The 23,125-nt window shown below is 35.9% G+C and carries 23 protein-coding genes; all 23 read left to right on the top strand.

From position 1 onward, the window contains the following. Positions 1-694: 694 nt before the first annotated feature. Positions 695-1,618 carry a stage III sporulation protein AA gene (gene spoIIIAA / locus ACSVDA_RS05140; RefSeq protein WP_485881399.1) on the top strand — a complete coding sequence of 308 codons (924 nt, stop codon included), beginning with the start codon at positions 695-697 and terminating at the stop codon, positions 1,616-1,618. Further along, a complete protein-coding gene (gene spoIIIAB / locus ACSVDA_RS05135; protein WP_485881397.1) occupies positions 1,619-2,131 on the top strand; it encodes a stage III sporulation protein SpoIIIAB in 513 nt (170 codons plus the stop codon). A gap of 22 nt (positions 2,132-2,153) precedes the next feature. Continuing rightward, the gene (gene spoIIIAC / locus ACSVDA_RS05130) at positions 2,154-2,360 is read left to right on the top strand and encodes a stage III sporulation protein AC (RefSeq protein ID WP_214480222.1); all 207 of its coding nucleotides are present in this window, start codon (positions 2,154-2,156) and stop codon (positions 2,358-2,360) included. A gap of 15 nt (positions 2,361-2,375) precedes the next feature. Beyond that, the gene (spoIIIAD, locus tag ACSVDA_RS05125; protein WP_320208060.1) at positions 2,376-2,768 is read left to right on the top strand and encodes a stage III sporulation protein AD; all 393 of its coding nucleotides are present in this window, start codon (positions 2,376-2,378) and stop codon (positions 2,766-2,768) included. A gap of 80 nt (positions 2,769-2,848) precedes the next feature. Beyond that, a complete protein-coding gene (gene spoIIIAE, locus ACSVDA_RS05120; RefSeq protein WP_485881395.1) occupies positions 2,849-4,021 on the top strand; it encodes a stage III sporulation protein AE in 1,173 nt (390 codons plus the stop codon). A gap of 18 nt (positions 4,022-4,039) precedes the next feature. Beyond that, complete coding sequence (gene spoIIIAF / locus ACSVDA_RS05115) at positions 4,040-4,642, top strand: stage III sporulation protein AF (RefSeq protein ID WP_485881394.1); 603 nt, start codon at positions 4,040-4,042, stop codon at positions 4,640-4,642. Between the two features lie 7 nt (positions 4,643-4,649). Further along, positions 4,650-5,303, top strand: a complete 654-nt coding sequence (gene spoIIIAG / locus ACSVDA_RS05110) for a stage III sporulation protein AG (protein ID WP_485881392.1) — start codon at positions 4,650-4,652, stop codon at positions 5,301-5,303. 4 nt (positions 5,304-5,307) lie between these two features. Beyond that, entirely contained in the window at positions 5,308-5,880 is a 573-nt protein-coding gene (locus ACSVDA_RS05105; RefSeq protein WP_485881390.1) for a SpoIIIAH-like family protein, read from the top strand. Positions 5,881-6,129: 249 nt separating this feature from the next. Next, on the top strand, positions 6,130-6,648 hold the full coding sequence (gene accB / locus ACSVDA_RS05100; RefSeq protein WP_485881388.1) for an acetyl-CoA carboxylase biotin carboxyl carrier protein: 519 nt from the start codon (positions 6,130-6,132) through the stop codon (positions 6,646-6,648). 55 nt (positions 6,649-6,703) lie between these two features. Next, the gene (gene accC, locus ACSVDA_RS05095) at positions 6,704-8,059 is read left to right on the top strand and encodes an acetyl-CoA carboxylase biotin carboxylase subunit (RefSeq protein WP_485881386.1); all 1,356 of its coding nucleotides are present in this window, start codon (positions 6,704-6,706) and stop codon (positions 8,057-8,059) included. 21 nt (positions 8,060-8,080) lie between these two features. After that, positions 8,081-8,482 carry an Asp23/Gls24 family envelope stress response protein gene (locus ACSVDA_RS05090; protein WP_320207957.1) on the top strand — a complete coding sequence of 134 codons (402 nt, stop codon included), beginning with the start codon at positions 8,081-8,083 and terminating at the stop codon, positions 8,480-8,482. A gap of 619 nt (positions 8,483-9,101) precedes the next feature. Continuing rightward, positions 9,102-9,497 (top strand): transcription antitermination factor NusB, encoded by a 396-nt coding sequence (nusB, locus tag ACSVDA_RS05085; RefSeq protein ID WP_485881384.1) that lies wholly within the window; start codon positions 9,102-9,104, stop codon positions 9,495-9,497. Positions 9,498-9,522: 25 nt separating this feature from the next. Beyond that, positions 9,523-10,878 carry an exodeoxyribonuclease VII large subunit gene (gene xseA / locus ACSVDA_RS05080; RefSeq protein WP_485881382.1) on the top strand — a complete coding sequence of 452 codons (1,356 nt, stop codon included), beginning with the start codon at positions 9,523-9,525 and terminating at the stop codon, positions 10,876-10,878. Further along, positions 10,871-11,098, top strand: a complete 228-nt coding sequence (locus ACSVDA_RS05075) for an exodeoxyribonuclease VII small subunit (RefSeq protein ID WP_214480212.1) — start codon at positions 10,871-10,873, stop codon at positions 11,096-11,098. Before xseA ends, ACSVDA_RS05075 begins: the two co-directional genes overlap by 8 nt. A gap of 5 nt (positions 11,099-11,103) precedes the next feature. Next, entirely contained in the window at positions 11,104-11,994 is an 891-nt protein-coding gene (locus tag ACSVDA_RS05070) for a polyprenyl synthetase family protein (protein ID WP_485881380.1), read from the top strand. Between the two features lie 717 nt (positions 11,995-12,711). Beyond that, complete coding sequence (locus ACSVDA_RS05065; RefSeq protein ID WP_485881378.1) at positions 12,712-13,317, top strand: hypothetical protein; 606 nt, start codon at positions 12,712-12,714, stop codon at positions 13,315-13,317. Between the two features lie 14 nt (positions 13,318-13,331). Next, positions 13,332-15,224, top strand: a complete 1,893-nt coding sequence (gene dxs / locus ACSVDA_RS05060; protein ID WP_485881376.1) for a 1-deoxy-D-xylulose-5-phosphate synthase — start codon at positions 13,332-13,334, stop codon at positions 15,222-15,224. A 4-nt stretch (positions 15,225-15,228) separates the two neighbouring features. After that, a complete protein-coding gene (locus ACSVDA_RS05055; RefSeq protein ID WP_485881374.1) occupies positions 15,229-16,056 on the top strand; it encodes a TlyA family RNA methyltransferase in 828 nt (275 codons plus the stop codon). Positions 16,057-16,375: 319 nt separating this feature from the next. Further along, positions 16,376-16,825, top strand: coding sequence for a transcriptional regulator AhrC/ArgR (gene ahrC / locus ACSVDA_RS05050; RefSeq protein WP_485881372.1), 450 nt, complete (start codon positions 16,376-16,378; stop codon positions 16,823-16,825). A 12-nt stretch (positions 16,826-16,837) separates the two neighbouring features. Next, the gene (gene recN / locus ACSVDA_RS05045; RefSeq protein ID WP_485881370.1) at positions 16,838-18,562 is read left to right on the top strand and encodes a DNA repair protein RecN; all 1,725 of its coding nucleotides are present in this window, start codon (positions 16,838-16,840) and stop codon (positions 18,560-18,562) included. 132 nt (positions 18,563-18,694) lie between these two features. Further along, entirely contained in the window at positions 18,695-19,981 is a 1,287-nt protein-coding gene (spoIVB, locus tag ACSVDA_RS05040; protein WP_485881414.1) for a SpoIVB peptidase, read from the top strand. Positions 19,982-20,191: 210 nt separating this feature from the next. After that, positions 20,192-21,013, top strand: a complete 822-nt coding sequence (gene spo0A, locus ACSVDA_RS05035; RefSeq protein WP_485881412.1) for a sporulation transcription factor Spo0A — start codon at positions 20,192-20,194, stop codon at positions 21,011-21,013. Positions 21,014-21,533: 520 nt separating this feature from the next. Next, positions 21,534-23,117: a DUF342 domain-containing protein gene (locus ACSVDA_RS05030; protein WP_485881368.1), complete on the top strand. Its 1,584-nt coding sequence runs from the start codon at positions 21,534-21,536 to the stop codon at positions 23,115-23,117. Positions 23,118-23,125: the final 8 nt, after the last annotated feature.

Genomic DNA, 23,125 nt, shown 5'->3' with positions numbered 1-23,125 from the left:
CTAGTGTATGGCTTCCAGTGCTTGTCGATGCAGAACAGTCGGCTCCGCTTTTCTACTTGTCTAGCTTCGCTTCCTTGCCTCTCGAGGTCACTTCAGCCATACACCCGAAGCCAAAAAACGCCTTCTAGTGTATGGCTTCCAGTGCTTGTCGATGCAGAACAGTCGGCTCCGCTTTTCTACTTGTCTAGCTTCGCTTCCTTGCCTCTCGAGGTCACTTCAGCCATACACCCGAAGCCAAAAAACGTCTTCTAGTGTATGGCTTCCAGTGCTTGTCGATGCAAAACAGTCGGCTCCGCATTTCTACATTGTCCAGCTCCAGCGCATATCCCCTCGAGGTCGCTTCGCCATATCAATCGAAGTCAAAAAGCGCCTTCAAGTGATATGACTCCAGCGCTAGTCGGGGATGAACAATGCGCTTCCGCATTTCTACATTGTCCAGCTCAGGCCCCATCTGCTCGAGTCGCTTCACTGCAACACACGAAGGTAAAAAGCACCTTCATGTGTTGAAGTTCCAGCGCTTGTCGTCGATAAGCAGGTGCCTTCCGCTTTTCTTCAATAGTTGCAGTCATAAAGTGGTCAAGCTGACCATACATTGTGTTATAAGGACGTTTAAGGAGAAGTAGGGTTTTAGCAAAGACTCATTTATGAAGAGTATTGAAATTATTGAGATGTTCGTTTAATAGGGGGTGGAAAAATGGATGAGGTTTATAATGTATTGCCACAGTCAATCTCTCTTCTTCTTACAAAATATTCTCCATCGACCCTCAAAAAAATAGAAGAAATACGAGTAAGAGTTACGAAACCACTGGAAGTTATTATTGATGGTAAACCACAGTTTCATCCATATTTGGTTACACATGAGGATGGACGCCAACTTCTAAATAAAATAAGCCAATACTCAATTTATACGTTAGAAGAGGAGCTTAGGAGAGGCTACATTACAATTGAGGGTGGACATCGGGTTGGCTTGGCAGGGAAGGTTATAACAGAAAGTGGGAATGTAAAAGCGATTCGGAATGTGTCTTCTTTTAATATTCGAATTGCAAAGCAAAAGATAGGTGTGGCAAATCATTTAACTAATTATTTATATAACAACCGATGGCTAAATACTATTATAATCGGTCCACCGCAAACTGGAAAAACAACTCTACTTAGAGATATTACGCGATTAATAAGTTTAGGGATAGTTGATGAGAATATCCAGTCATGTAAGGTAGGTATAGTTGATGAACGTTCTGAAATAGCTGGTAGTGTCAATGGTATCCCACAGCATGATCTTGGAGAAAGGGTAGATATCCTTGATGCTTGCCCAAAAGCAGAAGGTATGATGATGATGATTCGTTCTATGAGCCCTGATGTGCTAGTAGTGGATGAAATAGGTAGAGTAGAAGATAGTGAGGCGATATTAGAAGCAGTAAACGCAGGGGTGAGATTATTTGTGACTGTGCATGGGTACGAATGGCAGGATTTAAAAAAGCGTCCATCTCTTAGGCCCATTCTTGAAATGGAAGTGTTTGATCGGTTTATAGAATTAACAAGAAGGAATGGACCAGGTACTGTTTCGCGAGTATTGAATGCTAGAGGTGAAAACATCATGAGTAAAGTGAGAGTGACCTAAATGAAGTTTCTTGGCGCAGTGATAATACTTATTGCTTCTACGTGGACAGGTTTTGAAGCTGCTAAGCAATTAACAGAGAGACCACGTCAACTTAGGCAGTTAAAGGTGGCATTACAATCACTCGAGGCAGAAATTATGTATGGTCATCTTCCGCTACATGATGCAGCTATGAATTTGGCAACTCAACTTCAAAAACCGCTCTCCTGGTTGTTTGAGGGTTTTGCGAAAAATCTAGAGGCAAGTGATACAAATGTAAAAGATGCTTGGAATAAGAGCTTACAGGAAGTATGGAAGTTTACATCTTTAAAAGCGGGAGAAATGGAGATACTTAGGCAATTTGGCGAGACTCTTGGTCAGCACGACCGTACTTCACAACAAAAGCATATTTTGTTAGCTTTAAATCATTTAGAAAGAGAAGAGAATGAGGCGAAGGAACAACAGTTACGATATGAAAAAATGGTGAAAAGTTTAGGATTTTTAGGTGGTTTATTACTAATAATTTTATTGCTGTAGTGATTAGGAGGAGAAGTACATCGTGGGCATAGATGTGGATGTCATATTTAAAATAGCTGGCGTAGGTATAGTAGTTGCATTTCTCCATACAATTTTAAAACAAATGGGAAAAGAAGATTACGCTCATTGGGTAACCTTATTAGGTTTTGTTTATATTTTGTTTATGGTAGCTTCAATAGTCGATGACTTATTTAAAAAAATTAAGTCAGTCTTTTTGTTTCAAGGGTAAGCGAGGTGTTTAGTCATTGAGATTGTTCAAATTGTTGGTATTGGTTTGATTGCTACGTTCTTAGCGATGATAGTCAATGAACAAAAACCATCATTTGCATTTTTACTCGTTGTGTTTGTTAGCTGTATTATTTTTCTATTTCTAATAGATCAAATCTATGAAGTTATTCGAATGATAGAAAAAATAGCTGTGAATGCTAATGTGAATATGGTATACATCGAAACGATCATGAAGATTATTGGAATTGCATATATAGCAGAATTTGGAGCGCAAATTACTAAAGATGCAGGCCAAGGAGCAATTGCTACTAAGATCGAATTAGCCGGCAAAATATTAATTTTAACGATGGCTATCCCTATTTTAACTGTCATCATTGAAACGATAATAAGATTAATCCCATCAATATGAAACATATGGATAGAGGGGAAGTTAAATACCTTGCATGCTAATGTTCTAAAAGAGTTCACTTTATGTAGGAGGTAAACAAATTGAAGCAACTATGTTTAATATTATGCGCTTCAGCTTTGTTTTTGTTTTTTTTCTTTCCGAATAATGTACAAGCATCTTCCCCCCAACAAGATTTTGTTGATCAACAGTTGGAGGCACTTGGGATTGAAGAGATTAAACAGTTTTGGGATGAAATAGTGACGAAGTATGGTGGCTTTTTACCTGAAAGCCAAAAAGGCAGTTTTTTTGATTTTGTCCGTGGTGAGAAAGATTTCTCAATTCAACAGTGGTTAATGGGGTTAGTAAAATTTTTATTTTACGAACTTGCCGCAAATGGAAAACTATTAGGAACTTTACTAATGTTAACAATTTTAAGTATGTTTTTGCAAACAGTTCAAAATGCTTTTGAACAGCAAACGGTTAGTAAAGTGGCTTATGCTCTCGTATATATGGTGCTAATCATCATTGCTTTAAACAGCTTTCATATTGTTATCCAATTTACGAAAGAGGCAATAGAAATCATGACGAATTTCATGATTGCGTTAATTCCGCTTTTATTAGCGCTAATTGCTACTTCTGGTGGGATTATCTCAGCTGCTTTTTTTCATCCTATCATTCTTTTTTTGATGAACACAAGTGGTTTACTAATAAATTATATTGTGCTACCTCTACTATTCTTATCTGCATTATTAAGTATTGTAAGTACACTAACTGACCATTATAAAGTAACGCAATTGGCTCAATTATTAAAAAGCATAAGCATTGGCTTGCTTGGTACTTTTTTAACTGTATTTCTTGGCGTTATTTCAGTCCAAGGATCATCCTCAGCGGTGACAGATGGAATAACTATTCGTACTGCTAAATTTGTAACAAACAATTTTGTCCCTGTCATTGGTCGAATCTTCACTGAAACGACTGATACAGTCATAAGTGCATCTTTACTATTAAAAAACACTGTCGGTATAGTTGGAGTAGCAATATTGTTATTAATTGCGGTATTCCCAGCGCTAAAAATATTATCAATAGCAGTTATTTATAAATTGACTGCAGCCTTGATACAACCTATTGGTGGTGGTCCTGTTATAGATTGCTTAGATATTATTAGCAAAAGTATTATCTATATTTTTGCTGCTTTAGCTATCGTATCACTTATGTTTTTTCTAAGTATTACAGTAATTATTGCAGTTGGAAATATGACTATGATGGTGAGGTAGTTTTTTATAGCTGATGAGGTGAATGATGTGGAGTTTTTGCTTGAATGGATTACAAATGTCATCTTGTTTCTTCTTCTTGCAACAGTCATAGATTTATTAATCCCGGATACTAGTATACAAAAATATGTCAAAATGGTCACTGGTTTATTATTAATTACAATTATAATTACCCCGCTTCTTCAACTATTGTCAACAGACATCGATCAAATCTTTTCATCAATGAATACAAAATCAGAGTTTCAAGAAGAAATGTTAGAAAATGAAATTGAAATGAAGAAAAAAGAAATACAAGCATCACATCGTGCATATATTTTAGAACAAACGGCTGTCCAAATGAAAGAAGATGTGGAAGAGGAGTTGATAGAAACGTATGGATACATGATTCAGGATATAGAAATCTTTCTTACTGATGACACAGTAACCGGAGTAGAAGTGATGGTGACAAAATATCATGAAGTTGGAGTTACAGTTCCAGTTGTGAAATCAATTAGTATAAATACCTCCCAACCAATGAAGAAAAATAACAAGTCAGTAGCAGAACAAGATATTTCTAAGCATTTATCAGACGCATGGGAAATTGATTCCGAACTCATACATGTACAAATGGAAGGGGGGGAGTAGGTACCAAGTGGAGAAAAATAGAGGGTTTATACAATGGATACAAAACTTCCTTTCAAAAAATAATGGTAGCAATGATAAAACAAAATCTAAGTACATATACGTACTTATATTGTTAGTATTGGGTGTCGTTCTAATACTATTAAATAATGTGATGTTTCCTAGTGAAGAAGCTTCATTTACGAATCCATCTTTGTTAACTGAAGAGCAAAAGGATACACCTGCTTTTGGTGCGAAAAATACGAAAGATGATTCAATGAGTGATTATGAGACCGACTATGAAAATCAATTAAAGGATCTATTAGAACAGGTAGAAGGTGTAGGAGATGTAGCAGTTAGTGTTAACTTAGACTCAACTGAAATAAATGTGCTAGAGAAAAGCACTACAACATCGACCCAAACGACGAAAGAGACTGATAGAGAAGGTGGAAAAAGAGAAGTAGAAGATTGGTCTGTTGATGAACAAGCCATAATTATACGAGATGGAGAGAAGGAGACACCTATTGTATTAACAACGAAAAAGCCTAAAGTTCGTGGGGTTCTAGTAGTTGCGAAGTTAGAAGATATGCAAGCTAAACAAAGGGTGAAGGATGCAGTTATAAAATTGTTAGATGTACCTAGTCATAGAGTAGAAGTGTTGCCGAAAAAATCTGAGGGGGAATGAGTAGATGCTTTTAAAAAAACAAACTGTATGGTTGTTAACGATGGTGGCTTTGGTTCTAATATTATCTGTATATTATATTACAAGTGATGGAGGAACGAGAAATGATTTAGCCTTTATTAATCAAGAGATGGTTGAAGAAGAACAAACTGGAACTGTAGTAGAAATTAGTGAACAAGGTAGCATGAGTGATATGGTAGAAGGATTGGAAGAAGATTCTCTTACTTTGTCTTCTGACGATTGGATTATAGCAAAACGCATGCAACTACAAGATATAAGAAGTAAAGAAATGGAGAAATTACAAGACATTGCAGCTTCAAAAACTGCCACGATTGATGAAATTAACGATGCAGCAAGTAAACTTGAGGAACTTGAAACATTAAGTGCAAAAGAAGATACATTAGAAGTGTTAATTGAGTCGATGGGCTATGTTGCTGCACTTGTTGAGACGAATGGAAATAATGTGGAAGTAACAGTGCAGGCAGAAGCTTTATCTCCTAGCGAGGCTAATGCGATCATCAAGAAGGTGAATGAGGAATTTCAAGAAAGGAAAGATGTGCTAGTTAAGCATAATCCATAAAAAACAACATAGGTAACTGATTGATAGTATTTGTAAAGGTAATATAAATGTAAGGGGAAAAATATTTTTTAACCCAGCCGGCTCAAGCGCCAGCTGGGTTTTACGTACTTTAAACGTAGATCAAATGAAAATAGTGTAGAATAATTTTTATACGATTGTTCTTAAACTGTTGAATTGAAATAGGTGTCTATCGTATGATGATGGTATGAGATACTAGAAACAAGTATAAGTTAAATAAGGAGTGCTCATATGTTGAAAATTCAAGAGATTCGAGAATTAATTAAACTAGTTGACCAATCAAATATTGACGAATTTGTTTATGAGAATGAAGGTTCAAAAATTAAAATGAAAAAACAAGGAACCGTTACTAAACAAACCCTTAGTAACATTGCTGTTGAGGAAGTGCAACAGCATCAACCTGTTGCACCAACAACAGAACTAAGTTCAAGTCCTGTGTCAGAAGTTACCGCTGAAAGCAGTAACGTACGCGTGGAAGCAGAAAGAAAAGATATCGAAGAGCAGACAAATTTACATAAGATTACTTCACCAATGGTTGGAACTTTTTATGCTGCGCCGTCACCTGACAGTGACAAATACGTTTCAGTAGGTGATAGTGTGCAAAATAACACAGTAGTTTGTATTGTAGAAGCAATGAAGTTGTTTAATGAAATTGAAGCAGAAGTAAAAGGAGAAATCGTAGACATTCTTGCAGAAGATGGCCAACTTGTAGAGTATGGTCAGCCCTTGTTCCTTGTGAAGCCTGTGTAAGTGAGTTTTCAATAAGAGAACAAAGAGGATGGAGTAGAACAGGAGAGAATGACGAATGATAAAAAAATTATTAATTGCAAACAGGGGTGAAATTGCTGTACGCATCATTCGTGCATGTACAGAATTGGGAATAGAAACTGTTGCAGTATTTTCTGAGGCTGACCGTGACGCATTACATGTACAAATGGCAGACGAGGCTTATTGTATTGGACCTACCGCGTCAAAAGATAGCTATTTAAATTTTACAAATATTATTAGTGTAGCAACACTTACAGGTAGTGATGCTATTCATCCTGGCTACGGGTTTTTAGCTGAGAATGCAGATTTCGCAGATCTATGCAGAGAATGTAATATTACATTTGTTGGCCCAAGTCCAGAAGCAATCACGAAAATGGGTACTAAGGATGTAGCTAGAGAGACTATGAAGGAAGCTGATGTTCCAATTGTACCTGGGTCGCAAGGAATAATTAATAGTACAGATGAAGCAGTACTATTAGCTAATGACATTGGATATCCTGTTATTATTAAAGCGACAGCGGGTGGTGGAGGAAAAGGCATTCGTGTCGCAGCAGACGAACAAGAATTAATAAAGGGCATCAACATTACTCAACAAGAGGCAGCTACTGCGTTTGGGAATCCTGGAGTTTATATTGAAAAATATGTTCAAGATTTTCGTCATGTAGAGATTCAAGTATTAGCTGATAACTTTGGAAATGTTATTCATTTAGGTGAACGTGATTGTTCGATTCAACGTCGTCTTCAGAAGCTTGTTGAGGAAACACCGTCACCTGCACTAAATGAAGAAATTCGTGAACGAATGGGAAATGCAGCAGTTAAAGCTGCTGCTGCTGTAAACTATTCAGGAGCAGGAACGGTAGAGTTTATTTTTGACTATAACGAAAACGCGTTCTACTTCATGGAAATGAATACGAGGATACAAGTTGAGCATCCAGTTACAGAGATGGTAACAGGAGTTGATTTAATAAAAGAACAAATTCGTGTAGCTTCTGGAGAAAAGCTTGCATACACCCAAGAAGACATTACGTATACTGGATGGGCAATTGAATGTAGGATAAATGCAGAAAACCCTGAGAAAAACTTTATGCCTTCACCTGGAAGAATTAATATGTACTTGCCGCCTGGAGGCTACGGGGTTCGCGTAGACTCGGCAGCATATCCTGGGTATATGATTCCACCATATTATGATTCAATGATAGCAAAATTAATTACCTATGGAAAAACTAGAGATGAAGCAATTGATAGAATGAAAAGGGCATTAAAGGAATTTGTAATCGACGGAATTCATACAACTATACCTTTTCATATGAATTTGTTAGAACATGAAAAATTTGTAGAAGGAAATTTTAATACTAAATTTCTTGAATTATATGATGTAATGGGCAATAAATAAAAATATAGGAGGTGTATTAAAATGGAAAGTAACTTATTAGAAATGAACCAAGGGAATAATAGTTTAGGGAAAATAGAAATTGCTCCTGAAGTAATTGAGGTTATAGCTGGCATAGCTGCATCTGAGATTGAGGGTATTGCACAAATGAGAGGAAACTTTGCTTCTGGAGTAGTTGAGAGGCTAGGTATAAAAAATCATGGTAAAGGTGTTAAGGTTGAGCTCACTGAAGAGGGTGTTACGATAGACGTGTACTGTATGGTGAAATTTGGTGTTTCGATCCCGAGTATAGCTCATCAAGTACAAGACAACGTTCGTCAGACACTATTGAATATGACTGCTTTGGATGTTGATGAAGTTAACATTCACGTAGTAGGAGTTCAATTTGATAACCCTGCACAAGAGACTGAAATAGAAGAACTATAATACAGCTACAAACTAGTGTTATTATCGTTTGAAAATTAACTAATGACTAAAAAGGGTCAAACCCGCTATCCATCTTTGTATAATGAGTGATTCTGAAGATATTATACAAGGTTTTGGGAGTAATGTGGTTTGATCCTTATTTTTGCGTTTTTTTTAGTATATGTTGAGTGTGTTATTGGATTAAGTTTCAATGAGATGGAGTACAAACTTCTAATGTTCAAGCATACTCTAGTGAATTTTCTTCAGAGCTCATCGAGGGAGTTAGGGGAAACACATTTCATCGTTTCCAAAAGGAAATAGAATTGCAGGTATTTTCATATTTTTTGACGTCTAGTACAAGGGTAACCTGTTGGGGTCATAAGACTCAAGAAGGTTAAAAATAACCTTCTACTTGTCTTTTTTTGCTCGCCACCACTCTATTGTTGGTGTCTAGCTCCAGTATATGGCTTCAGAGCTTGTTGGGGATGACCAATGCTCTTCTACTTTTTGGTGATTGTACTAAGGTGTTTGAATTGTGTTATGATCATGTTATGATAAATCGACAATATAGTTACTATTTGAAAACTTTCATAAAATAATGGTACGTGTTGTAGTAAAGTTTATAAAGGAGAAGGAAGTTATGAAACGTCGTACTGCTAGAAAAAAGGCACTACAAGCATTATTTCAAATTGACATAAGTGAGATTGAATCAAAGGAAGCTATTGACAATGTAATTGGTGAACAACATAGTGATCCTTTCCTAGAAAAAATAGTCTTAGGTGTAGCAAAGCACCAAGCTGAAATAGATGAACATATTCGTAAGAATTTAGAGAATTGGACGATAGAGCGGGTAGCAAATGTTGATCGATCCATTTTACGCATTGCGGTGTTTGAAATGATGTATATAGATGAAATACCAACAAACGTAAGCATTGATGAGGCAATTGAATTAGGCAAGCTTTTTGGCGATGAGCAATCTGGGAAATTTATAAATGGTGTGTTATCAAAAATAAGTAATTCGATAAATAGAACATAACAATATTCCAAGGGGTTTATGTTATATGGGTGAAAAAAAATTTGTAACAGTTACTGCGTTGACAAAATATGTGAAACGTAAGTTTGATGTTGACCCTCATTTACAAGATATATGGGTAAAAGGTGAAATTTCAAACTTCACCTTGCATAGCCGTGGACATATGTATTTCACCTTAAAAGATGAGGGAGCAAAAATTCAAGCAGTCATGTTTGCTAAGCAAAATCGTACGTTAAAATATAAACCTGAAAATGGTATGAAGGTATTACTTAGGGGAGAAATATCGGTTTATCAAGCCAGTGGATCATATCAGATCTACGTTAAAGAAATGGAACCTGATGGTATAGGTAGCTTATATATTGCATTTGAAGAACTAAAGAAAAGGCTTGATGAGGAAGGGTTGTTTTTAACTAAACACAAAAAAAATATTCCTAAGTTTCCGCGATACATCGGTGTTATAACATCCCCGACTGGAGCAGCAGTTAGAGATATATTAACTACTATTAAAAGGCGTTATCCTATAGCAAATGTAATAATATTACCTGCTCTTGTACAAGGTGAATATGCACCACAATCACTAGTTGAAAAAATAAAATATGCGAACCAACTAGCATATTTAGATGTATTAATCGTCGGTAGAGGCGGAGGCTCGATTGAAGAATTATGGGCGTTTAATGAGGAAAGCGTTGTAAGAGAAATCTTTGCTTCATCGATACCAGTCATCTCTGCTGTAGGTCATGAGACAGATTTTACAATCTCAGATTTGGTTGCAGATTTAAGAGCACCTACTCCTACCGGAGCAGCTGAAATGGCAGTGCCTAAACTATCAGACGTTGCGGAACGGTTATCACAAAATAAAGTACGTCTTATAAAGATAATGAAACAAAGGCTAGGTAATGAAGCAGATCAATTAAATCATATGAAAAAATCATATGCATTTCGATATCCCCAACAACTCTATGCCCAAAAAAACCAAGAGCTTGATCGCTTGCTAGAACAGCTTAAACGTACAGCTAGCCGGTTAGTTAGCGTGAAACAAGACAGTACCGAGAATTTGCTGAAACGTTTAATGCAAAAGCATCCCAAAGAATTAATTCATAAAGCACTAGAGCAACATTCGATAACAACAAAAGCTCTCCAAAAAGAAATACAAAATGTTGTAAAGCAAAAGCAACTCTTATTTACCTCGAATGTTTCTAAATTAGATGCTTTAAGTCCACTGAAGGTAATGGATAGAGGATTTAGCCTAGTTTATGATAAAAATGATCTTATAGTAAAAAGTGTTGAAAGAGTAAAAGTGAATGATAGCCTAACAATACAAATGAAAGATGGTAAATTAGCTTGTGAAGTTTGCAGTATAGAGGAGCGAATGATAGATGAATAAGGAGATAACATTTGAGCAAGCGATGGAGCAGCTTGAAAAGATTGTTGAGAAACTTGAAGAAGGGGATGTTCCTCTCGAGGAGGCAATTGATTTCTTTAAAGAAGGTATGAAACTCTCATCATTTTGTCATGAAAAGCTACAAAATGTAGAAAAACAAATGGATCAAATACTTCGTGAAGACGGTGAGCTTGAACCTTTCACTATTCGAGAGGATGAGTGACATACATGCAAGTAGAAGTAGCAGAATATTTGTCGGAACAAAAAAAAGTAATTGAAAAAAATTTACTAACGGACATACAAGCATTGTCCTCACCTGACATTTTAAAGGAATCTATGAATTATTCTCTTCAAGCTGGTGGAAAAAGACTAAGACCATTGTTATTACTTGCTACATTGCGTGCTTTTAATAAAGATGAAGATCTTGGAATTGATGTGGCTGTTGCAATAGAATTAATACATACATACTCACTAGTTCATGATGATCTCCCAAGCATGGATGATGATGATTTGCGTAGAGGAAACCCTACGAATCATAAAGTGTTTGGCGAAGCTATAGCTATTTTAGCAGGAGATGCATTGTTGACATATAGTTTCCAATTAATTGCTGACATAAATCATCCATCGGTATTACCTGAAGTCAAGTTGTTACTTATATCAAAGCTCGCTCAAGCTGCAGGACCAGAAGGTATGGTTGGTGGTCAAGTTGCTGACATACAAAGTGAAGGGAAAACCCCTTCAATTGAGACGTTGGAATATATTCATAAGCATAAAACCGGTAAACTCCTTGCTTACAGTGTGATTGCTGGAGCTATACTTGCAGGAGCATCAGATGAGCAATTAAGTGCTCTGACAGAATTCGCAATGCATATTGGTTTGGCATTTCAAATAAGGGATGACATATTAGATATTGAAGGTTCTGAGGATAAAATAGGAAAGCCTATTGGGAGTGATGAAGAACTGGATAAGATGACATACCCAGCTTTATTAACCTTAAGTGGGGCAAAAGAAAAACTTTCTTTCCACATCACTCATGCAAAGTTTAAATTACAACAAGCGAATATCAATCATGATATTCTAGAATATATATGTGATCTTATTGCAACTAGGGAAAATTAAGCTTAAAACAACGATCAATTGAGAAAAACTCGATTGTATGGTATATTTAATGTTAGCTAGGGGTGGTGCAGTATTCTAGTCAAACCACCGTTCCTGAAGGCGGGCCTAAAAATCCGCCAAAGGGCATATCGATGAAGTTCCTTGTGTCGGCTTGAGGCGCCCAGCCTTGGGTTGGTGCTGGGAGTTAAGGTTGCTGGGCGATCCACAATGGCATGTGGGCGTTGACCCAGCTTCCGCGGAGGCCCATACTTGTAGATTTATTAAATCTATGGGATGGGGAATGAACCTGTCACTGTAAGTCAAATTACAAGCAGCGTAGCCTGCCTTGAGTGGAGTTTGAGGGGATTATGGTTTAAGGTATACATCAGTTGGCCATTGATATATGCCTCATCAGTCCATATGAAATCATCTCTGCAAAAGAGGATAAGGATTTGGTTAAGGTTTGTTGAGGAAAACTCCTAGACTGTTCCAATGACATGAAAAGAGGATTATAGTACGGACTAAGTGGTAATCCAGTCTAGCATATGGTGACATAGCTAAAACAAGTTTGAAGGGAAACCGCCAAAGTGGCAACGCTTGGTACTTGCTTGGGAAAACCTACTGGACCTAAGCCGTAATTTTTACTCTTTTCATGACCACCCTACTATACATAATAAATTGACATTTATGTTTGAATATAAGATAGGAAATACGGTTGAATAGGGTGTAGTATACCACATGAAACAAGTTTTTCGACAATCAATAAATTGGAGCATGGGGATTGCCGTTATCACTTTTGTGTTAGCGGCTCTTTTTTCAGTTGTATCTACAAGTATGTTGAGCGGTGTGTCTTGGGGATTAGGCATGCTCATCGTTTTAGCAATTGTATTAACTGGAATATTTTTTGATATGATAGGAATAGCTGCAACTGCTGCTAATGAAGTGCCCTTTCATTCAATGGCTTCAAAAAAAATAAGTGGAGCAAGACCAGCGATCCGAATCGTTCGCAATGCAGATAAATTTGCGAGTTTTTGTAATGATGTAATTGGTGATATATCTGGAATTATTAGTGGAACTGCTTCGGCGGTAGTTATTGTCCAGTTCACTTTATCTTTTCATTATAATGAAGGCTCGTTTTTCCAAATTATTGTATCAGTGATTTTTACAAGTGTAGTGGCAGCGTTGACAGTTGGTGGAAAAGCAATGGGGAAATCACTAGCACTTGCATATTCTACAGAGATTATTTTTCAAGTTGGTAAGTTGTTTTATTTTCTTGAAGAAAAGTTTAATATTGAACTATTAAAGGATAAAAAGAAGAAAAACAAGCAAAGAAAAACCAGATGAAGGTGAGTGGTCCTATGGATCTATCGACAATAAAAGATCCTCGTTTTTTAAAAAACTTATCAAGTCACGAACTAGAACAACTAACTGAAGAAATTCGTAAGTTTTTAATTGAAAAGCTCTCGAAGACCGGGGGTCATATTGGACCCAATTTAGGAGTTGTTGAACTGACGATCGCCTTACACAAAGTATTCGACAGCCCTAAGGATAAATTTCTTTGGGATGTCGGTCATCAGTCCTATGTTCACAAAATATTGACGGGTCGTGCCAATGAATTTGATACGCTTAGAAAATATCAAGGCTTATGTGGCTTTCCGAAAATGAGTGAAAGTGAACATGATGTTTGGGAAACTGGTCACAGTTCAACATCATTATCTGCAGCGATGGGAATGGTATTAGCTAGGGACCTAAAGAAAACTAATGACATCATTATACCAATCATTGGTGATGGTGCAATTACAGGTGGTATGGCTCTAGAAGCACTAAACCATATCGGTCATGAAAAAAAGAACATTCTTGTAGTTTTAAACGATAATGAGATGTCTATTGCACCGAATGTAGGTGCACTTCATAATGTTTTAGGTCGGCTTAGGACAGCAGGTAAATACCATTGGGTAAAAGATGAATTAGAGATGCTATTGAAGAAAATCCCATCAGTAGGGGGTAAACTTGCAACAACAGCAGAACGTGTCAAAGATAGTCTTAAGTACCTGCTAGTATCTGGAGTGTTTTTTGAGGAGTTAGGATTCACCTACTTAGGACCAGTAGATGGTCATAATTATGAAGATTTATTCGAAAATCTTCATTATGCTAAAAAAACTGAAGGTCCAGTTCTTCTACATGTCATTACTAAAAAGGGAAAAGGCTATTACCCAGCAGAATCTGATAAAGTTGGTACATGGCACGGAACAGGGCCATACAAGATAGAAACTGGTGATTTAATAAAACCAGTGAATACGCCTACATCTTGGAGTGGTTTAGTTAGTGAAACGGTTCGTAAATTAGCACGCAACGATGATAGAATTGTTGCTGTTACACCCGCAATGCCTGTAGGGTCAAAGTTAGAAGGCTTCGCTAGTGAATTTCCTGACCGTATGTATGATGTAGGAATCGCTGAACAGCATGCTGCCACGATGGCAGCTGGCTTAGCAACACAAGGGATGAAGCCTTTTTTAGCGATTTACTCTACATTTCTACAGAGAGCATATGACCAAGTCGTCCACGATATTTGCCGACAAAACTTAAATGTATTTTTAGGAATTGACCGTGCTGGTTTAGTAGGTGCTGATGGAGAAACACATCAAGGTGTATTTGACATTGCTTTTCTCCGTCATATTCCTAATATCGTGCTGATGATGCCAAAAGATGAGAATGAAGGCCAACATATGGTTCATACTGCAATACAGTATGATAAAGGCCCAATTGCACTTCGTTTTCCACGAGGTAATGGTCTAGGTGTTGCTTTAGACGAAGAATTGAAAGCAATACCGATTGGTAGTTGGGAAATCCTTAAGGATGGATCCGATGCTGTTATATTAACATTTGGTACGACGATCGGAATGGCTTTGGAAGCAGCCGATATGTTAGCGAAAGAGAATGTTTCAGTACAAGTCGTTAACGCACGTTTTATCAAGCCTATGGATGAAAAGCTGCTAACAACAATATTGAAAAGAAAAATACCGATTGTAACAGTTGAAGAAGCTGTGTTGCAAGGTGGTTTTGGCAGTGCTATTCTAGAATTTGCGCACGACCAAAGCTTTTATGACGCGCATATTGAGAGAATGGGAATTCCGGATCGATTTATAGAGCATGGCAGTGTAAAAGACTTATTGGCAGAAATTGGGCTGACCAGTGAAGCAGTCGCAGATAGAATAAGAAAAAGTATACCTAAAATTCAAAAAAGGGCATAAAAGAATGAAAGTTAAGAAAGAACGAGTAGACGTGTTATTAGTGGAACGTGGGTTAGCCGAGTCCAGAGAAAAAGCAAAACGCTTGATTATGGCAGGGTTAATTTATTCAAACGAAATTAGACTCGATAAACCTGGTGAAAAAGTTGATGTTACGATTCATTTATCTGTGAAGGGGAACGATCATCCATATGTTAGTCGAGGCGGGTTAAAGCTTGAAAAAGCACTAAAATACTTTGATATAACTGTGGAACATAAAACGATGATTGATATTGGTTCATCTACAGGAGGGTTTACTGATTGTGCTTTGCAAAATGGTGCAAAACTATCCTATGCCATTGATGTTGGTTATAATCAATTGGCATGGAAACTGAGGCAGGATAAAAGAGTTATCGTGATGGAGAGAATGAATTTTCGTTATATTAAATCAACAGATTTAACAAATGGAATGCCAAATTTTGCATCAATAGATGTATCCTTTATCTCTTTACGCTTAATACTCCCTGTACTTAAAACATTGCTTAAGGAAAATAGTGATGTAGTAGCCCTTGTGAAACCTCAATTTGAAGCGGGTAAAGAATTCGTAGGCAAGAAGGGAATCGTTCGGGATAAAAATGTTCATCTATCAGTATTAAATGCAATTGTTCAATTTGCAGATGAGCATGGGTATGATGTTATGGATGCTACATTTTCTCCAATAACAGGTGGTGATGGGAATATTGAATTCCTTCTTCACCTTAAATGGCGTGCAACAGATCAGAAAGTTGAACAATTTCATCCTGAAGTTATTGAAAAAGTTGTAGAGAATGCACATGAAGAGTTAAGGAAAAAATAATTGTTACTACTACAATGGAATCTTTTTACCTAAGGATTCTTTCGTAACCGTTGTTGAATTGTTAACAAATTAGGACATCAAGATGAGGATATAAATGAGATTTTGTTCTATTGAACAGTTGAAAAGATGCCTCTAGCTTGTGTAGGTGTTAGTATCTTAAATAACTACCACCCATGTAGAAAAAGCATGATCTAATTTTAACTATTTTGTAAACAATGCTTAATTCAAATATGCACATGCCGACCATTCAGGTAATATAAGATTATGAGTATCACACCTTTATAATGGACGAAATAATTATACAAAAGAGGTGCTTAGCATGAACAAGGGGCAAAGACATATTAGGATAAGGGATATCATTACTAATAATGAGATAGAAACACAGGATGAACTAGTTGACATACTGAAGGAAGCAGGCTTTAATGTAACACAGGCTACAGTATCTCGAGATATAAAAGAACTCCATCTAGTAAAGGTTCCAACCATGGATGGGAGATATAAATACAGCTTGCCAGCAGATCAACGTTTTAATCCGTTACAGAAATTAAAAAGATCATTAATGGATGCATTTGTTGGGATAGATGGCGCTAGTCATTTACTAGTAATGAAAACGTTACCTGGCAATGCTCATGCTATTGGTGCTCTAATAGATAACCTTGATTGGGAAGAAATATTAGGAACAATTTGTGGAGACGATACTTGCTTAATCATTTGTAAAACGCCCAATGATAGAGAGATCATATCTCAACGGTTTTTAGATATGCTGTAAGTGAGGTGTGGTATGCTAGTAGAATTAACAATAAAAAACTTTGCAATTATTGATTCCCTTTCGATTTCATTCGATAAGGGACTAACTGTGTTAACGGGAGAAACTGGTGCAGGTAAATCAATTATTATTGATGCGATCCATCTGCTCGCTGGAGGAAGGGGATCTTCAGACTTAGTGCGTTATGGAGAAAAAAGAGCGGAAATTGAAGGGCTTTTTTTACTCGATGATAATGCCCAATCGTGCTACAATAAAGCAGCAGAATTTGGTATTGAAATAAGTGATGGTATGGTCGTCCTACATCGTGATATGTATACAACAGGTAAAAGTGTTTGTCGAGTAAATGGAAAGCTAGTAACAATTGCTACCTTAAGAGAAATTGGTGCTACGTTGGTAGATATACATGGTCAGCATGAACATCAGGAGCTGATGATTGCTGACAATCATTCATATTTGCTCGACCAATATGGCGGAAAGAATATAAAGTCAGCTCTAAATGAATATGAGGTTCTTTATAAAAAATATGTTAATTTAACGAATAAACTCCAAAAATTAAGTGATAATGAACAGGAAATGGCACATCGTTTAGATTTAATTCAGTTTCAATCGAAGGAGATTCAAGAAGCGAATCTGGTTCAAAATGAAGATGATGAATTGCTTGATGAAAAAATGAAAATTTCTAACTTTGAAAAAATATATGAAGCGTTACATAATACGTATCAGTCTCTTTTAGGAGAGCAAAGAGGGTTGGATTGGCTTGGACTAGCGATGAATCACCTAGATGGTGTCTCCACTTATGATGCAAATTTAAAAGAGGCGTTTGAGACAATTTCCAATAGTTATTATTTAGTGGAGGAAATTTCTTATAAAATACGCAATCAATTAGATGAGCTAGAGTATGACCCAGATCGGTTGAATTTTATAGAAGGACGTTTGAATGAGTTAAATCATTTGAAAAGAAAATATGGACGAACAGTTCAAGATATACTTGAATATGCAGCAACAATAGAGGAAGAAATTGATACGATTCAAAATCGTGATAGTCATGTTCTTCAACTGAAAAAAGACCTAGAAGGTATATCAGCTGATTTGTTATTAGAGGCTAAAAATCTTTCAGTTCTTAGGAAGCAATATGCTGACCTGTTGATTAAAGATATTAAAAGAGAACTTAAACATTTATATATGGATAAAACGACCTTTGACGTTGCATTGTCAAAAAAAGAGGGGATTCATGAAACATCTTTCGCGAATGAAATTCCTGTGAAATATAAAAAAAATGGCATTGATGAAGTTGAGTTTTTTATTTCAACTAATCCTGGTGAACCACTAAAGCCACTTTCAAAAGTTGCATCAGGTGGAGAGCTATCTCGAATTATGCTTGCGATAAAAAGTATCTTCTCAAAGCACCAGGGAGTTACATCTATTATTTTTGATGAAGTTGATACCGGAGTAAGTGGAAGAGTAGCTCAAGCAATTGCTGAAAAAATATATCATGTCTCTGTTGGATCACAAGTGCTCTGTATTTCGCATTTACCTCAAGTAGCAGCAATGGCAGATACTCATTTGTTTATTTCAAAAAATACTTCACAAGATCGAACGACAACAAAAGTTACTCACCTTAATAAAAATGAGAAAATAAAAGAAATTGGTCGGATGATTTCGGGTGTCGAAATCACTGACTTAACTAAGAAACATGCAAAGGAATTGCTTGATTTAGCAAAAAATTTAAAAAATGCTTGAAAAGCTATCCAAAAACGGCTAGCTTTTTTCTCTGTTATATAGTTATAAATGTTCGCTTAGTAGGCTAAATTAATGATGTAGCCATGTAATTATATTTGGTGTGGGTTAGGGCGAGGAGAGTGAAAGTGATTGATAACAGAGAAGATAAGAAAAATAGTTGGTGCTGTTCTCCTTGTTACATTGGTAAGTATACTTTTTTTTGGTCCATTTAAAGAATATGTTGGTTTGCCAAAAAATATTATTGTTTTTGAAGGTCAGCAGCTTAAATTACCTTCTACATTACCTGTAACAGTTAGTCAAAAAAACGATAATGATGTATTTTCAGTTTCAAATGCTGAAACTGGTTTAGACGTTATGGGTGAAGCTTCTGGAAATGGTGAAATACTATTAGAGATGGCAGGTATCCCAATTAAAAAAATCAATGTAAATGTTCTTAATGATTTAAAGGTGATACCAGGTGGACAGTCAATTGGAGTGAAGCTTAATTCAATCGGAGTTTTAGTAGTTGGGTTTCATCAAGTTGATACAGAGGAAGGTAGCGTGTCTCCTGGAGAAAGTTCTGGTGTGAAAATTGGAGACTTAATTACTAAAATTAATGGTAAGGAAATAGAAAAAATGAGTGATGTTGCTCCTTTTGTTAAACAAGCTGGAAAAGATGAAAAAGCGCTTGAACTAACAATTTCCCGTGATAATGATGAAGTAACTACTACTTTGCAACCAATCAAAGATATTAATGATCACACCTATCGTATAGGTCTGTATATACGTGATTCAGCTGCAGGAATCGGCACAATGACATTTTATCATCCTGACTCTAAAAAATACGGAGCATTGGGTCATGTGATTTCAGACATAGATACAAAAAAACCAATTAGAGTTCAAGATGGACACATTGTTCGATCGACTGTTACATCCATTCAAAAGGGAAGTACAGGGACTCCAGGTGAGAAATTAGCAAGATTTTCAAAAGACAAAGAAGAGATTGGTACAATTAGTAAAAATAGCCCATTTGGAATTTTTGGTGAGTTAACTAAAAAAATTAAAAATGGTATAAATGATCAAGCATTACCAATAGCATTATCACACGAAGTTAAGGAAGGTCCAGCAAAAATACTAACTGTGGTTGATAATGATAAAGTTGAGGAATTTGATGTTGAAATCATTAGCTCGGTTCCACAAAAATTTCCAGCAATAAAAGGTATGGTTATCAAAATTACAGATCCAAAGCTGTTGCGTAAAACAGGTGGTATCGTTCAAGGTATGAGTGGCAGTCCTATTATTCAAAATGGAAAGGTTATTGGTGCTGTAACTCACGTATTTGTTAATGATCCTACCAGTGGGTATGGCGTTCATATTGAATGGATGCTAAATGAAGCAGGAATTGACATTTACGAAAAAAATCAACAAAAAGCGAGCTAAAACAGCTCGTTTTTTACATAATATTTGAACTGAAAAACGCATTTCGACAAAAACTTTTTATTATTTGTCGAATAATGAAAAACATAGGATACTTAAGGTTTTGGGAGAAAAGTATAGATTTTAGAGATTTTATATTATTTTTTAAAAATTAAAGGGATTTCATGTTATGTCGTCGAAATGTTCCATTACACTGAAGTCAGAAAATAATGAATCCTGATTTTATTTGGAGTTCGAGGAGGAAAGTGTGTGAAAAAAATTAAAGTTTGTATTATTGATGACAACAGAGAGTTAGTAAGCCTAATTGAACAATATATATCGAATCAAGATGATATGGAAGTTGTAGGGGTAGCTTATAACGGGCATGACTGCTTGGATATCTTAAAAAATACTACCCCTGATGTATTAGTTTTGGATATTATTATGCCTCATTTAGATGGTTTAGCTGTCCTTGAAAAAATCCGTGAACAAAGGGACAAGCAACCAAATGTCATTATGCTAACAGCTTTTGGTCAAGAGGATGTTACTAAAAAAGCTGTGGAATTAGGGGCCTCATATTTTATTTTAAAACCTTTTGATATGGAGAACTTAATTAGTCATATTCGTCAAGTAAGTGGTAAAGGTCTTACACATGTTAAACAAACAACAACATTGTATCGTACACAAAATGAGTCTAAGCATAAAAACCTTGATGCAAGTATTACAAGTATTATCCATGAAATTGGTGTCCCTGCACATATTAAAGGATATTTATATCTTCGTGAAGCGATATCAATGGTATATAACGATATTGAGCTATTAGGGTCAATTACTAAAGTACTTTATCCTGATATTGCAAAAAAATATAACACTACAGCAAGTAGAGTAGAACGAGCAATTCGTCATGCAATAGAAGTTGCATGGAGTCGAGGCAATATCGAATCAATCTCGTCATTGTTCGGTTATACAGTCAGTATGTCAAAAGCTAAGCCTACCAATTCAGAATTCATCGCGATGGTTGCTGATAAGCTGCGTTTAGAGCATAAAGCTTCTTGAAAGGGTAAGAATTAACTCGTTGTAAAAAAAAGACAGTTTTTAAAAAACTTTTTAAGGACGTTGTTTTCAGATCTAAGAAATGACCATATACAGCGTTTTCTTTGACCCTCTTGCTAAAAGAAGCTGCACGATCAAAACTTCAATAAGTCTACTTACGCATTAGTAGTATTAACATAATTTATGACGGAAGAACGTTATGGGCCCAATAAATCAAAGTGGTTTATTGGGCTTTTAAGTGTGCAAAAACGTACGATATCATAGCTAACAAAAGTATGATACTAATAGCTTATGTATTTATCCATAAAAAATATAATGTACTTTAATTTGTTATAAATAATATTCGAAATAATGGTATAATTAAGGGTGAAAATAATGACATTTAGTCGAATAGATTTTCTCTTTGATAACCCTTTACAAAATGAAGATATTCCTTAGTCCTGCTGTTGATATTATAATATTTTGAAATGACGGTTTTTAAGTGTAAACAGTCCTTTTAAGATATAAGAAATGAGTGATTTGTATGGAATTTATAAAAAATGAATATTTTGAAATGACTTATGATAATGATTCAAAACTTTATATAAATGTGTTTAAGAAGGGCTATACAATGGCCGATTTTCATGCTTTATTAACTAAATATCCACGAATAACGATTTCAAAATTTCTAATTTTAAGACAAGCAATTGAAGAGTCGAATAACAACATTATACACATAGGTGAATTAAAGCCTTTAGTCATATGCGATGTATCAAAAGATAAAATGAGTGCAACAATTCATTTTAATTGTTCAGAAGAAGAGCTAATAGAACATAAATCCTCATATATTACAAAAGCAGTTGAATTGTTACATAGTAATGGGGTGAATGAAGGTATATTATTAGATGTCCTGTACCAACAATTACAAGTTAAGAAAGATATCGTTGTTGCTAGAGGGATTGAACCTATCCATGGTGAAGACGCTAAAGTTACTTATTATGAGATATCTGAAAGAAAGCCAACGATTCGTGATGACGGAAATGCTGACTATTTCGATATGAATTTTATTGACGTAGTCAAAGAAGGCGAATGGTTGGGAGAAAAGATACCTCCGACAACCGGCAAAGCAGGTAAAACTGTTACCGGCGAATTAATTGTTCCTAAAAAAGGAAAAGATAAAAGATTCTATTATGACAAAAAAACTGTGAAAAAAGAGCAATCTAATGATGGGAAAGAGGTACTTCGGGCAGGTATTCACGGTGTTGTTCAAGTGAAAAATGGAAAGATAGCTATTGGAGACCATTTAATCATTAATGGTGATGTGGGCGTTGAAACCGGTAATATTTCATTTGATGGAAATGTCACGGTCAACGGTGTTGTGCAAAATGGTTTCTCTGTAGTTGCGACAAAAGATGTCTCGGTTATGAGTGAGCTTGGTATAAGTGGCGTTAAAATGATTGAATCAAAAACTGGTGATGTATTTATTAAAGGTGGTGTTTTTGGTAAGGGTGTTACGACAATAACTGCTGGAAATGATATATTTGTCAAATATGCCAATGAATGTGTGTTAGAAGCAAGTCATAATATTAACATTGGCTATTACGCAATAGGAAGTAACTTGAAAGCTATGAATGTTGTTGCTAACGAACATAAAGGAAAAATAATAGGTGGTCATGTTGAAGCAAAAGCGAGTGTTACTGCAGGGGTTATCGGGAATAAGATGGAAAAGAGAACTGTGGTCATTGTGACGGGATTTGACCGTGAGCAAGTTAAAGAAGAGCTCGCTGAGCTTCTAAGGAATTACAAAAAGGCTGTGCAAAAAGTTGAATCGATAAAAGTACAACTTGATCAATTTGATAACTACAGTAATGATTTATCAGAAATGGATCAAAGAGAATATGATCGTTTGAGGCATAAGTTTGATGAACAAGTTACAGAAGTTTCAAATTTTGAACATTCTCGAAAAGCGCTAGCCGAATTATTAACTTTAAAAGGTGATGGGCAAGTATCAATCTTTAAAAAAGCTTATCCTGAAACGTTTATCCAAATTAAAAAACAAACAAAGAAATTGAAAAGTCCAGGCAAGGGAGTATTCTATGTAGTGGATAAACAACTACACATTGAGTAGTACGACAT

It is taken from the genome of Cytobacillus sp. Hm23 (assembly GCF_051842895.1).
Lineage (GTDB): Bacteria > Bacillota > Bacilli > Bacillales > SM2101 > Nanhaiella.
The sequence above is the reverse complement of the archived record's forward strand: the minus strand, read 5'-3'. Positions and strand labels throughout refer to the sequence as shown.

Bases quoted from the DNA above. Each gene is read 5' to 3' on its own strand.
- ACSVDA_RS05090 (WP_320207957.1), top strand. From the start codon at position 8,081: ATGGAAAGTAACTTATTAGAAATGAACCAAGGGAATAATAGTTTAGGG.
- nusB (WP_485881384.1), top strand. From the start codon at position 9,102: ATGAAACGTCGTACTGCTAGAAAAAAGGCACTACAAGCATTATTTCAA.
- dxs (WP_485881376.1), top strand. From the start codon at position 13,332: ATGGATCTATCGACAATAAAAGATCCTCGTTTTTTAAAAAACTTATCA.
- accC (WP_485881386.1), top strand. From the start codon at position 6,704: ATGATAAAAAAATTATTAATTGCAAACAGGGGTGAAATTGCTGTACGC.
- ACSVDA_RS05065 (WP_485881378.1), top strand. From the start codon at position 12,712: ATGAAACAAGTTTTTCGACAATCAATAAATTGGAGCATGGGGATTGCC.
- accB (WP_485881388.1), top strand. From the start codon at position 6,130: ATGTTGAAAATTCAAGAGATTCGAGAATTAATTAAACTAGTTGACCAA.
- ACSVDA_RS05105 (WP_485881390.1), top strand. From the start codon at position 5,308: ATGCTTTTAAAAAAACAAACTGTATGGTTGTTAACGATGGTGGCTTTG.
- ACSVDA_RS05070 (WP_485881380.1), top strand. From the start codon at position 11,104: ATGCAAGTAGAAGTAGCAGAATATTTGTCGGAACAAAAAAAAGTAATT.
- ahrC (WP_485881372.1), top strand. From the start codon at position 16,376: ATGAACAAGGGGCAAAGACATATTAGGATAAGGGATATCATTACTAAT.
- recN (WP_485881370.1), top strand. From the start codon at position 16,838: ATGCTAGTAGAATTAACAATAAAAAACTTTGCAATTATTGATTCCCTT.
- ACSVDA_RS05030 (WP_485881368.1), top strand. From the start codon at position 21,534: ATGGAATTTATAAAAAATGAATATTTTGAAATGACTTATGATAATGAT.
- ACSVDA_RS05075 (WP_214480212.1), top strand. From the start codon at position 10,871: ATGAATAAGGAGATAACATTTGAGCAAGCGATGGAGCAGCTTGAAAAG.
- spoIIIAA (WP_485881399.1), top strand. From the start codon at position 695: ATGGATGAGGTTTATAATGTATTGCCACAGTCAATCTCTCTTCTTCTT.
- ACSVDA_RS05055 (WP_485881374.1), top strand. From the start codon at position 15,229: ATGAAAGTTAAGAAAGAACGAGTAGACGTGTTATTAGTGGAACGTGGG.
- spoIIIAB (WP_485881397.1), top strand. From the start codon at position 1,619: ATGAAGTTTCTTGGCGCAGTGATAATACTTATTGCTTCTACGTGGACA.
- xseA (WP_485881382.1), top strand. From the start codon at position 9,523: ATGGGTGAAAAAAAATTTGTAACAGTTACTGCGTTGACAAAATATGTG.